Annotated in this window: 10 protein-coding genes and 1 pseudogene; 10 read left to right on the top strand and 1 reads right to left on the bottom strand. The window is 60.6% G+C overall.

Translation table 11 applies throughout. The features are described from left to right. Positions 1 to 5: 5 nt before the first annotated feature. Entirely contained in the window at positions 6 to 944 is a 939-nt protein-coding gene (gene xerC / locus JJN09_RS05200; protein ID WP_368388975.1) for a tyrosine recombinase XerC, read from the bottom strand. A 372-nt stretch (positions 945 to 1,316) separates the two neighbouring features. Between xerC and arnB the strand changes: the two genes are divergently transcribed. The 10 genes and pseudogenes from arnB to JJN09_RS05150 all read left to right on the top strand — a co-directional run bounded on the left by arnB (position 1,317) and on the right by JJN09_RS05150 (position 12,311). Further along, the gene (gene arnB / locus JJN09_RS05195; protein ID WP_249486053.1) at positions 1,317 to 2,465 is read left to right on the top strand and encodes a UDP-4-amino-4-deoxy-L-arabinose aminotransferase; all 1,149 of its coding nucleotides are present in this window, start codon (positions 1,317 to 1,319) and stop codon (positions 2,463 to 2,465) included. Continuing rightward, a complete protein-coding gene (gene arnC / locus JJN09_RS05190; RefSeq protein ID WP_249486052.1) occupies positions 2,462 to 3,490 on the top strand; it encodes an undecaprenyl-phosphate 4-deoxy-4-formamido-L-arabinose transferase in 1,029 nt (342 codons plus the stop codon). Before arnB ends, arnC begins: the two co-directional genes overlap by 4 nt. Further along, positions 3,487 to 5,478, top strand: coding sequence for a bifunctional UDP-4-amino-4-deoxy-L-arabinose formyltransferase/UDP-glucuronic acid oxidase ArnA (gene arnA, locus JJN09_RS05185; RefSeq protein ID WP_249486051.1), 1,992 nt, complete (start codon positions 3,487 to 3,489; stop codon positions 5,476 to 5,478). Before arnC ends, arnA begins: the two co-directional genes overlap by 4 nt. Beyond that, on the top strand, positions 5,478 to 6,362 hold the full coding sequence (arnD, locus tag JJN09_RS05180) for a 4-deoxy-4-formamido-L-arabinose-phosphoundecaprenol deformylase (protein WP_249486050.1): 885 nt from the start codon (positions 5,478 to 5,480) through the stop codon (positions 6,360 to 6,362). Before arnA ends, arnD begins: the two co-directional genes overlap by 1 nt. Beyond that, positions 6,359 to 8,008, top strand: a complete 1,650-nt coding sequence (gene arnT, locus JJN09_RS05175) for a lipid IV(A) 4-amino-4-deoxy-L-arabinosyltransferase (protein ID WP_249486049.1) — start codon at positions 6,359 to 6,361, stop codon at positions 8,006 to 8,008. Before arnD ends, arnT begins: the two co-directional genes overlap by 4 nt. After that, positions 8,005 to 8,349, top strand: coding sequence for a 4-amino-4-deoxy-L-arabinose-phosphoundecaprenol flippase subunit ArnE (gene arnE / locus JJN09_RS05170; RefSeq protein WP_065257283.1), 345 nt, complete (start codon positions 8,005 to 8,007; stop codon positions 8,347 to 8,349). The genes arnT and arnE overlap by 4 nt, the downstream gene beginning before the upstream one ends. After that, positions 8,346 to 8,759, top strand: a complete 414-nt coding sequence (arnF, locus tag JJN09_RS05165) for a 4-amino-4-deoxy-L-arabinose-phosphoundecaprenol flippase subunit ArnF (RefSeq protein ID WP_249486048.1) — start codon at positions 8,346 to 8,348, stop codon at positions 8,757 to 8,759. Before arnE ends, arnF begins: the two co-directional genes overlap by 4 nt. Beyond that, positions 8,756 to 10,116 (top strand): annotated as a pseudogene (locus JJN09_RS05160) (UDP-glucose/GDP-mannose dehydrogenase family protein). Before arnF ends, JJN09_RS05160 begins: the two are co-directional and overlap by 4 nt. A gap of 15 nt (positions 10,117 to 10,131) precedes the next feature. Beyond that, a complete protein-coding gene (locus tag JJN09_RS05155) occupies positions 10,132 to 11,730 on the top strand; it encodes a glycosyltransferase family 39 protein (protein ID WP_249486047.1) in 1,599 nt (532 codons plus the stop codon). Positions 11,731 to 11,792: 62 nt separating this feature from the next. Then, positions 11,793 to 12,311 carry a GNAT family N-acetyltransferase gene (locus tag JJN09_RS05150; RefSeq protein WP_249486046.1) on the top strand — a complete coding sequence of 173 codons (519 nt, stop codon included), beginning with the start codon at positions 11,793 to 11,795 and terminating at the stop codon, positions 12,309 to 12,311. The last annotated feature ends 1 nt before the right edge of the window (position 12,312 follow it).

Here is a 12,312-nt window from a genome sequence, read left to right as displayed (position 1 = left end):
CTCGACTACAGATCAAATCGATCCACGGCGCGGCGCCGTTCGTTGTCGTCGCGCACGTCGTAGTTGGCGGTCGTCTGGATATTGCTGTGGTGCGCCAGTTTCTGGGCAATCGACAGATCATGCTCCTCGATCACCCGGGTGATGAATGAGCGCCGGAAATCGTGGGGCATGATCTTCACTCCGACCTGCGTGCCGCGCTGGCGGGCGATGTAGTAGATCGCGTGCTTGGTGATGCGCTCGCGGGTGATGTGGCTGCCACGGCGGATGCGATTGAACAGAAACGCATCATCGCTTTCGCCTTCCTTGAGCTCTGAACGGCGAAACTCCAGCCAGGCATTGAGTTTGGCGAATGCCCAGGCCGGCGCGTATTTGATCAGTTGCTTGTTGCCCTTGGCGTTGACGCACAGGCTGCGCTCAGTGAAGTCCACCTGGTTCAAATCCAGATCCACCGACTCTGACTTGCGCATGCCGGTGCCGTACAACAGCGCAATCACGGCAGCGTCACGCAGCCCTTGCGGTCGTGGGTCGGCGGCGCAGACTTCCATCAGTTCGTGAATCAGCGTGCGCTTCAGATTGCGCCCCTGAGACAGTCGCGTGCCGGCGATGCCCTTGACCGAACGCATTTTCAAAAGATGATCCTGAGTGATCAGGCTCATGCGCCAGGCTTCGTTCATCACGCCGCGAATGGCATTTACATAAAGTGAAGAGGTGTTTGGGGCATAGTTGTCTGCACGCAATGCCGCGACTAACGCCACCACATCTTCAGGTTGTAAGGCGTGCCACGGAATGTCCTCGACATTCATGTCTTCAAAGCCGAGACGGTCGGCGGCATCCTGCAAAACGTACCGCATGGTGAGTTGGCTGGAAGGTGCCAAACGCGCCAGATACAAGGACAAAGGGTTACTTCTGATGGATTCTGAAGGGGTAACGGATAAGCTGCTCAAACGAAAGGCCTTGAGTAAAAACAGTCCAGCACAACAACTAACAACTGCAATGAACTTGATGTAAAGAAGAGTCTTGTAGTAGGACTTTTCCGATAAAGCCGCAGAAGTCTGAACAGCGGCTGTATGAATTCGAGATAAACGATACGCCGACCGGTTTTTCATATTCCTTTCACAAAATCGGGAATAACCTAAGCTCGATAGATCCTCAGTCGGTACCGCCCAACCTGCCGGGCAACGCCTGAAAAGTCAACCAAACCCAGACGGCGTGTTGCTCAAGCAACTCGTTGATGCAAAACCCGTTTTTGCGTCTACGCTGTGTTTTGGATCCGATGAACAGATGGATCTGTCCATATTTATCGCAATGAGGTGTCCATGAGTCAGGCGTTTCTCCCCTTCTCCCGCCCGAGTATTGGCGATGAGGAAATTGCGGCCGTCGAACAGGTACTGCGTTCCGGCTGGATCACCACCGGGCCGAAAAACCAGGCACTTGAAGAACAGTTCGCCCAGTACGTGGGTTGCAAACACGCCGTTGCACTGTCGTCTGCCACGGGCGGGATGCACATCACCCTGCTGGCCCTGGGCATCGGCCCCGGCGATGAAGTCATTACGCCGTCGCAAACCTGGGTCTCCACCGCCAACATGATTTCCCTGCTCGGCGCCACGCCGGTGTTCGTCGATGTCGACCGCGACACCCTGATGACTGACGCGGCCCGCATCGAAGCCGCCATCACGCCGCGCACCAAAGCCATCATTCCTGTGCATTACGCCGGTGCCGCGTTCGATCTCGACCCGCTGTATGCCCTGGCCGACAAGCACGGCATCGCGGTCATCGAAGACGCCGCCCACGCCGCTGGCACCTACTACAAGGGCCGCCACGTTGGCTCCCACGGCACGGCGATCTTCTCGTTCCACGCGATCAAGAACATGACCTGTGCCGAAGGCGCGATGTTCGTCACCGACGACGAAGCCCTGGCCAGCCGTGTACGCATGCTCAAATTCCACGGTCTGGGTGTCGATGCCTACGATCGCCTGACCGGTGGCCGCAAGCCGCAGGCTCAGGTCATGGAGCCAGGATTCAAGTACAACCTGTCCGACATCAACGCCGCGATTGCCCTGGTGCAACTGCAGCGTCTGGACGCCATCAACGCCCGCCGTACCGAACTGGCCACCCAGTACCTGCAAAAACTCGAAGGTCTGCCCGTTCAACCGCTGGCCGTGCCGCAATACGCCCAGCAACACGCCTGGCACCTGTTCATCCTGCGCATCGACAGCGAGCGCTGCGGGATGGATCGCGAAGCCTTCATGAAAGGTTTGCAGGAGCAAGGCATCGGCACCGGCATCCACTTCATTGCCACCCACCTGCACACCTGGTATCGCCAGCGTGACCCTGATTTGTATCTGCCCAACACCGAATGGAACTCGGCGCGGCTGTGCTCGATTCCGCTGTTCCCCGACATGACCGACCAGGATCTGGATCGTGTTGTCGGTGCCATCGCCACCCTTATGGACAAACGCTCGTGAGACCTTACCCGATAAAATGCGTGTCGATCGTCATCCCGGTCTACAACGAAGAGGACAGTCTGCCTGAGCTGCTTCGGCGCACAGAGGCGGCCTGCGCCCAACTCAAACATGATTACGAAATCGTGCTTGTCGACGACGGCAGCCGCGATGAATCGGCCAACATGCTCGAGGAAGCTGCCGGACGCGAAAACAGCCCGTTCGTAGCGGTCATCCTTAACCGTAACTATGGTCAGCACGCGGCGATCATGGCCGGTTTCGAGCAGTGCAAGGGCGACGTGGTCATCACCCTCGACGCCGACCTGCAAAACCCGCCGGAAGAAATCCCGCGTCTGGTGGCCGAGGCTGAAAAAGGTTACGACGTGGTCGGCACCGTGCGCGGCAATCGTCAGGATTCGGCCCTGCGCCGCTATCCGTCGAAGCTGATCAACCTCGCCGTGCAACGTTCCACCGGCGTGGCCATGAGCGACTACGGCTGCATGCTGCGCGCCTATCGCCGCACCATCATCGACGCGATGCTCGCCTGCCGCGAACGCAGCACGTTCATTCCGATCCTGGCCAACAGTTTCGCCCGTCACACCACCGAAATTGTCGTGGCCCACGCCGAGCGTGAACACGGTGATTCGAAATACAGCCCGATGCGCCTGATCAACCTGATGTTCGATCTGGTCACCTGCATGACCACCACGCCGTTGCGTCTGTTGAGCATTGTCGGCTTCGCGATGGCAGGTCTGGGCGTACTGTTCGCCGCCGCGCTGATCATCCTGCGCCTGGCGTTTGGCGCAGGCTGGGCCGGCGACGGCACTTTCGTACTGTTTGCGGTGCTGTTCGTGTTTACCGGTGGCCAGTTCATCGGCATGGGCCTGCTGGGTGAATACCTGGGGCGCATGTACAGCGACGTGCGAGCCCGCCCGCGTTTCTTCATTGAAAAGGTGTTGCGCAGTCAGCCGGCCTCCCCGGCACCTGCGGTCACCGTTGATGGTCTCTCTTCTACTTCCAATTCCACTTCCGATCAGGTTCTCTCATGAGTGCAAAAACCGTTGTCTTCGCTTACCACAATATTGGCTGCGCCGGCATTGAAGCCCTGTTGAACAGCGGCTACGACATTGCAGCCGTGTTCACTCACGCCGATGATCCGAAGGAAAACGCCTTCTACGCCTCGGTTGCGCAACTGTGCGCCAACAAGGGCATCCCGGTGCACGCGCCGGAAGACGCCAACCATCCGCTGTGGATCGAGCGCATCGCCAAGCTCGACCCGGAATACATTTTCTCCTTCTACTACCGCAACCTGCTGAGCGAGCCGCTGCTGGCCCTCGCCAAAAAAGGCGCGTTCAACCTGCACGGCTCGCTGCTGCCACGCTACCGTGGCCGCGCACCGGCCAACTGGGTGCTGGTCAACGGCGAAACCGAAACCGGCGTCACCCTGCACCGCATGGTCAAGCGCGCTGATGCCGGGGCCATCGTCGCCCAGCAACGCGTGGCTATCGAGCGCAGCGATACCGGTCTGAGCCTGCACGCCAAGCTGCGCACCGCTGCCAGCGATCTGCTGCGTGACACCCTGCCGAACATGCTGCAAGGCAAGATCACCGAAACACCGCAAGACGAATCCAAGGCCACCGTGTTTGGCCGTCGTACCCCGGCTGACGGCAAACTGGTCTGGGCCAAACCGGCCGAGCAGTTGTTCAACCTGGTTCGCGCCGTGACCCGTCCTTATCCGGGCGCCTTCTGCGCCGTGGGCGAGCACAAGCTGATCGTCTGGAGCGCCGAAGTCATCAAGGGCAACGACGGTCAGGCCCCTGGCCGTGTGATCAGCGTCGATCCGCTGCGCATCGCCTGCGGTGAAGACTCGCTGGTGATCAACGCCGGTCAGCGCAACGACAACGGCCTGTACCTGAGCGGCCCGCAACTGGCCAACGAACTCGGTCTGGTGGACGGCTCGCTGCTGCGCGGCGCCGAGTCCGGCCGTGCGCCACGTCGCACCCGCGTGCTGATCCTGGGCGTCAACGGCTTCATCGGTAACCACTTGTCCGAGCGCCTGCTGCGTGACGACCGCTACGAAGTCTATGGCCTGGACATCGGTTCCGACGCCATCTCCCGTCTGCGCGACCACCCGAACTTCCACTTCGTCGAAGGCGACATCAGCATTCACTCCGAGTGGATCGAGTACCACATCAAGAAGTGCGACGTGGTCCTGCCGCTGGTGGCCATCGCCACGCCGATCGAATACACCCGCAACCCGCTGCGCGTGTTCGAACTGGACTTCGAAGAGAACCTGAAACTGGTTCGCTACTGCGTCAAGTACAACAAGCGCGTGATCTTCCCGTCGACCTCGGAAGTCTATGGCATGTGCCAGGACAAGAACTTCGACGAAGACAGCTCGAACCTGATCGTTGGCCCGATCAACAAGCAACGCTGGATCTACTCGGTCTCCAAGCAACTGCTGGACCGCGTGATCTGGGCTTACGGCGCCAAAGGCCTGAACTTCACCCTGTTCCGTCCATTCAACTGGATGGGCCCGCGCCTCGACCGTCTGGACTCGGCCCGTATCGGCAGCTCCCGCGCCATCACCCAGCTGATTCTGAACCTGGTGGAAGGCACGCCGATTCGTCTGTTCGACGGTGGCGAGCAGAAACGCTGCTTCACCGACATCGCTGACGGCGTCGAAGCGCTAGCCCGCATCATCGATAACGACAACGATGTCTGCAACGGCCAGATCATCAACATCGGCAACCCGGACAACGAAGCCAGCATCCGTCAACTGGGCGAAGAACTGCTGCGTCAGTTCGAAGCTCACCCGCTGCGCTCCAACTTCCCTCCGTTCGCCGGTTTCCGCGACGTGGAAAGCAAGGCGTTCTACGGTGCCGGTTACCAGGACGTGGAACACCGTAAGCCAAGCATCGCCAACGCCAAGCGCCTGTTGAACTGGGAGCCGACCGTGGAAATGCGCGAAACCATCGGCAACACGCTCGACTTCTTCCTGCGTGAAGCCATGCTCGAAATCGCGGACAAGCGTTAATGCAGGCAGGTCTTCGTATCGATGTCGACACCTACCGAGGCACCCGTGAAGGGGTGCCCCGGCTGCTGGAAATCCTCGACGAAGCGCAGGTCAAGGCAACGTTTTTCTTCAGTGTCGGCCCGGACAACATGGGTCGACATCTGTGGCGCCTGATCCGCCCGCAATTCCTCTGGAAAATGCTCCGTTCCAATGCTGCCGGCCTGTATGGCTGGGACATTCTGCTGGCCGGCACCGCCTGGCCGGGCAAGCCGATCGGTCGCGATCTCGGGCACCTGATGCGTCAGGCCCGGGACGCCGGTCATGAAGTCGGCCTGCACGCCTGGGATCACCATGGCTGGCAGGCCAATGCCGGCACCTGGAGCGACGCGCAACTGATCGAACAGATCCGTCTCGGCGTCGACACCCTGAGCGACATTCTCGGCGAGAAGATCCAGTGCTCAGCGGCCGCCGGCTGGCGTGCGGACGAACGCGTGATCGAAGCCAAGGAGACCTTCGGTTTTCGCTACAACAGCGACTGCCGCGGGCAACAGTTGTTTCGACCCCTGTTGGCCGATGGTTCGGTGGGTGCACCGCAGATTCCGGTGGATATGCCAACCTTCGACGAGGTGGTCGGCCCGACCGTGGCGGCGAAGGACTTCAACGCCTTCATCCTTGACCGGTTTCGCCCGGACAACCTCAACAACTACACCATTCATGCCGAAGTAGAAGGGATTCTGATGGCCGAAGAGTTTCGTCGATTGCTGGCCGATGCACGCCAGCGAGACATCGAGTTCAAGCCTTTGGGCGACCTGTTGCCCGAGTTTCTCAACACATTGCCTGTCGGCCGTGTACAACGTGGCGCCCTCGAAGGCCGTGAAGGCTGGCTGGGAGTGCAAGGCGCATGAGCAAACGCTGGGCATTGCCGCTGCTTATCGGACTTATCCTGCTGGCCTACTTGCTGCCGCTCGGCACGCATGGCTTGTGGATTCCCGATGAAACCCGTTACGCACAGATCAGCCAGGACATGCTGCTGAGCGGCAACTGGGTGTCCCCGCATTTCATGGGCCTGCGCTATTTCGAGAAACCGATTGCCGGTTACTGGATGATCGCGCTCGGCCAGGAACTGTTCGGGCAAAACCTGTTTGGTGTGCGTTTCGCCTCGGCCCTCAGCACGGGTTTGAGTGTGCTGTTGTGCTTCCTGATCGCCCGCCGGTTGTGGAACGAGCCGCGCAAAAGCTTCGTCTGCGCCCTCCTCTACATGAGCTTCACCGTCGTCGCCGGCCAGGCTGGTTACGCCAACCTCGATCCGCAGTTCACCTTCTGGGTCAACCTGAGCCTTGTGGCGCTATGGTTTGCTGTCGACAGCCACAGCACCAGGCAACGTCTGATCAGTTGGGCGGTGTTGGGGCTGGCCTGCGGCATGGGGTTCATGACCAAGGGTTTTCTCGCCTGGCTGCTGCCGGTGCTGATTGCCCTGCCGTGGATGCTCTGGCAGAAGCGCTGGCGTGAACTGCTGATCTATGGTCCGGTGGCAATTGCCGTGGCGATCATCGTCAGCCTGCCGTGGGTCCTCGCGGTCCATTCGCAGGAGCCGGACTACTGGCGGTTCTTCTTCTGGCACGAACATATTCGCCGCTTTGCCGGTGACGACGCCCAGCATGATGCACCGTGGTGGTTCTACCTGCCGTTGCTGGTCGCGTTCAGCCTGCCATGGGTCGGCATGCTGCCGCCGGCCTTCAAGCAGGCCTGGCAGACCCGTGCCCAACCGGGCATTGCCTTCCTGCTGCTGTGGCTGGTGATGCCGCTGGCGTTTTTCAGCCTGGCCAACGGCAAGTTGCCGACCTACATCCTGCCGTGTCTGCTGCCACTGGCGCTGTTGCTGGGTCATGCACTGGCCGATCGTCTGCGTCTGGAACAGGGTCGGGCATTGAGCGTCAATGGTCTGCTGAACCTGGTGCTGGGCGTCATCACACTGATCGCACTGGTTTACCTGCAATTGAAAAAACCGGTGTACGACCACGAACTGCACAGCATGGTGCTGGTGTTCATTGCCTTGATCGGCTGGATCATCGCCAACCTGGCGCAAGCGTTTCTGCCGCTGCAATGCTGGGCGGCTCCGGCCCTCGGCAGCCTGCTGCTGATCGGTGTGCTGCCGGCCGCGTTGCCGAAGTCCGTGGTGGCCAACAAGACCCCGGACCAGTTCATCCTGCATCACCTCGACGAACTGTCCGGCACCACTCACCTGCTGAGTAACGATCTCGGTGCTGCCTCGGCACTGGCCTGGCGCCTGAAGCAACCCAAGGTGGCGTTGTACAACACCGTGGGCGAGCTGAAATATGGCCTGTCCTACCCTGAAGGCGCCGAACAGCGGATCACCACCGATCAAGTCCAGCAGTGGGTGCGTGATGCCCGCCGCACCGGCTCGGTCGGCGTGGTCATGCGGGTCAAGGGCGACGACGAGCTGCACGAAGTCGACCTGCTGCCCAAGGACGGTACTCGTTACGAGCAAGGCAACCTGGTGATCATCGTCCTGCCCAAGGATCCGTCATGAGTTGGTTGTTGTTGCTGACGGCGTGTCTGCTGACGTGCCTGGGCCAGGTTGCGCAAAAGTATGCGGTGGAGAGCTGGCGCGGGGTCGATTCGTCCTGGGCCGACAAACTGCGCTCGCCGTGGCTGTGGCTGGCCCTGTTCGCACTGGGCTCGGGCCTGCTGGTCTGGCTGCTGGTGCTGCAACGCCTTGAAGTGGGCATCGCTTACCCGATGCTCAGCCTCAACTTTGTGTTGATTACGCTGATCGCGCGTTTCGTCTTTCGCGAACCGATCGACCGCCAGCACTGGATCGGCGTCGCGCTGGTGATCGGCGGCGTGGCACTGCTGGGGCAACAGTCATGAGCCAGGCACGCGGAATCGGCTTCGCGCTGGGCAGCGTTTTCCTGGTCAGCGGCGCCCAACTGGGCATGCGCTGGAGCATGACGCGCCTGCCGCAGCCTGAACAATGGTTGTCCGCGCTGACCACCGGCAACATCGATCTGACGGCGCTGGCGGTGGTGTTCACGGCCATTCTCGCCTATGCGCTGTCGATGCTCTGCTGGCTCGCCGCCCTGCGCGACCTGCCGCTGGGCCGTGCCTATTCACTGCTGAGCATCAGCTATGCGCTGGTGTATCTGTTGGCGGCCAGCCTGCCGCTGTTCAACGAATCCTTCAGTTTTACCAAATCACTGGGCGTGGCACTGGTCATGCTCGGCGTCATCACTATCAACACTCGTCCGGCAAAAGCGCCCGATTTGAGGAGTGCTCCATGAAAATCACAGTATTTGGAAGCGGTTACGTCGGCCTGGTGCAAGCCGCGGTTCTGGCCGAGGTCGGCCATGATGTCGTGTGCATGGATATCGATCAGAAGAAGGTCGAACTGCTCAGCCAGGGTCACGTCAGCATTTTCGAACCGGGGCTGTCGAGCCTGGTGCGTGAAGGCCTGGATTCCGGCCGCCTGCACTTCACGTCCGATGAAAAGTTTGCCGTACAGCACGGTCGCGTAGCGTTCATTGCCGTCGGCACCCCGTCCAGCGAGGATGGCTCGGCCGATTTGAAATACGTCCTGTCGGTAGGTGATGCAGTTGCCCGCCATCGTGAACAGCCGCTGATCCTGGTCGAGAAATCCACCGTACCGGTCGGCACCGGCGACACCTTGCGTGCGCATATTCAGGCCGCGCTGGACAAGGCCGGGCGTGCCCTGCAGTTCGATATCGTCTCCAACCCGGAATTCCTCAAGGAAGGTTCGGCGGTCTCCGACTGCCGTCGTCCGGACCGTATCGTCATCGGCTGCGAAGGCGATGAAGTACGCGATGTGATGCGCGACCTGTACTCGCCGTTCAACCGCAACCATGACCGCATCATGTTCATGGACCTGCGCAGCGCCGAACTGACCAAATACGCCGCCAACTGCATGCTGGCGACCAAAATCAGCTTCATCAACCAGATCGCCGAACTGGCCGAACACCTGGGCGCGGACATCGAGTCGGTCCGTCAGGGCATCGGTGCCGACACGCGCATCGGTTACCACTTCATCTACCCGGGTTGCGGCTACGGCGGCTCGTGCTTCCCCAAAGACATGCGCGCGCTGATCCACAGTGCCGAACAGGCGCATTGCTCCAGCGACCTGTTGCAAGCGGTCGAAGCGATCAACGAGCGTCAGAAGCACAAGTTGTTCGACCGCATCAACGCGTTCTACAAGGGTGATCTGCGCGGCAAGACCTTCGCCCTGTGGGGCCTGGCGTTCAAGCCGAACACCGACGACATGCGCGACGCGCCAAGCCGCGTGCTGCTCGATTCGCTGTTTGCCGCCGGCGCCAGTGTTCGCGCGTTCGACCCGGAAGCGATGCAGGAAACCCAGCATCTGTACCCGAACGAAGAGAAGCTGATGCTGATGGGCACCCCGGAATCGGTACTGTCCGGTTCCGACGCGCTGATCATCTGCACCGAATGGCAGCAGTTCAAGGCCCCGGACTTCGACCTGATCCAGCAACGCCTCAAGGACCCGGTGATTTTCGACGGCCGTAACCTGTACGACGCCGATCGCCTGGCACGCAATGGCTTCAAGTACTTCCCGATCGGCCGTGGGGACTCGCGCAAATTGCCGATCCCGCTGCAACAATGGCCTAACACTGCGGACGTCGCTTGATCTCGTTGTCGCCTGCCATCCGCCAGCAGTCCCTGATCGCAGGGCTGCTGGCACTGCTGTTGTTTATCGCCGGGGTTTACGGACAGGCACCCATTGGCTTCGATTCACGTTTCGTACTGTTTGCCCAGGAGATGTTGAGACACGGGCCGACGGTATTCCCGACCACGTATGGCCAGCCGTATGCCGACTATTCGGCGGTTTCGACGTTGTTCATCTGGCTGTTGTCGCTGCCTTTCGGCGCGATCAATACGCTGACGGCGTGGCTGCCCAGCGCCATCGCCGGTGCGGTGATCGTGACGTTGATGTACCGCTTGCTGGCGGTGCATTCGCAACGCTGGGCGTTGATCAGCATTGCGCTGCTGATGCTCACCAGTACCTTCGTCACGGAAGTCCGGGCGGTGTCGCAAGACCTGATGCTGGCCGCCGTGGCGCTGTCGGTGTTCTACCTGGGCTACGCTCACGACCATTTCGGCTCCGGCCGGCGCTGGCCGTTGATCTTTGCCCTGCTGTTGCTGGGTTTCGGCATTCGCGGGCCGATCGGCCTTGTGGTGCCGACCGGCATGCTCTGCAGTTATTACCTGCTCAACCGTCAGTGGACACGGCTGTTCGTGTTCGGTGTGCTGGCGTCGATCCTGCTCGCCGCCTGCGTTGGCCTGTTGTTGTGGCTGGCCAAGCTCAGCGGTGGCGAGGCCTTTCTGCAAGACGTGATCCGTATGCAGTTCATGGGGCGCATGGATGGCAGTGAAGGCGTCAGCGGCTCGCTGTATTACTTCACCAGTTCACTGGGCAACTACGCGCTGGCTTATCCGCTGGCACTGCTGGTGCTGGCGGCGGCATGGCTGAGCAAACCGCATCAACGCGGGCCGGCCTTGCGTCTGGTGCAATATTGCGCGGCGGCCGGGTTGATCGTCATGGTCGGCCTGTCGATTCCACAGGCGAAGAAGGCGCGTTACCTGCTGCCGATGTTGCCGATGGCGGCGATCATTGCGGCGTACCCGTTTCAGGTGGCTCACGGTCGGGTATTCGCCTGGTTGCGCGGGATCATTCAGGGTCTTTGGCTGCTGACGCCGGCGCTGCTGATAGTTGCCTTGCTGGCGGCGCAGCGCAGGTTTCCGGGCGTGCTGACCGGTGTCATGCCGGTGATGATCGTGCTGGGCATGCTGCAACTGCTGGCATTGTCCCGACTGTGGAAACCTCGCTGGCGTGCCGAAGTGCTGGCCCTGAGCTCGGTGCTGGCGTTGTGGACGGTCTATGCGGCAGTGTTCGAGCCGGTAGAACGTGATCTCTACGACACCCGTGCCTTCAGTCGTGCTGCGTTCGCTCAGGTCCAACAGAACCCGGCGCCGCTGGTGCTGCACGGCATGGGCAAAGACGCCAAGGCGATCAAGTTCATGGTCAACGTCGAACAGGATCTGCAACCGCAGTTCACCGAAACCGTTCAGCAGCTGGAAGCGCTCAAGGCCCCAGCCTGGCTGATCATGGACAGCAAGGACCTGCAATCGCTGCAAGGTACGCAGCTGGCCAGTCTGCAACCGGTCTTGAGCGGGCGTTTCGACAAGAACGATTACGTGCTGTTGTACCTGAAACCCTTGTAGACCTCGTTGAAGGCTGCGATCTTGCGGATTTCCCCAGGATCACAGCCTTCGGCAGTTCCCGCATGACATTCATTATTCGCCTCGCCCGGCCTGCTGACGCGGCCACCCTCCCCGCCATTGAACGCTCGGCCGCCGAGCTGTTTCGCCTAGACCCGAACCTGGCCTGGCTCGCCGACAGCGATGTACCCGACGCCGCGCAGCATTTACAGGCCATCGAGCAGGGACATGTATGGGCCGCAGAAAATGCTGTCGGACAACTTGCAGGTTTTTTAAGGGCGGTTGAAATCGACAACCAGTTGCACGTCGAAGAACTGTCCGTCAGTCAAGACTTTCAGGGCCGGGGCATCGGTCGCAAGTTGCTGTTGGGCGTGATTGAACATGCGCGACGGCGGCAACTTGAGGCGATCACGTTGACCACTTTCCGCGATCTGCCGTGGAATGCGCCGTTCTATCAACGCATGGGTTTTGTGCCATTGAACGAAGTGGATGCCGGGCCGCGTTTGATCGAGGTACTCAACGACGTAATCGCCCACGGTTTGCCCGGTGAGCGACGTTGCGCGATGCGATTGATGCTCGGCTGAA

Origin of the sequence: Pseudomonas sp. HS6 (genome assembly GCF_023375815.1) — a bacterium.
GTDB lineage: Bacteria > Pseudomonadota > Gammaproteobacteria > Pseudomonadales > Pseudomonadaceae > Aquipseudomonas.
The sequence above is the reverse complement of the archived record's forward strand: the minus strand, read 5'-3'. Positions and strand labels throughout refer to the sequence as shown.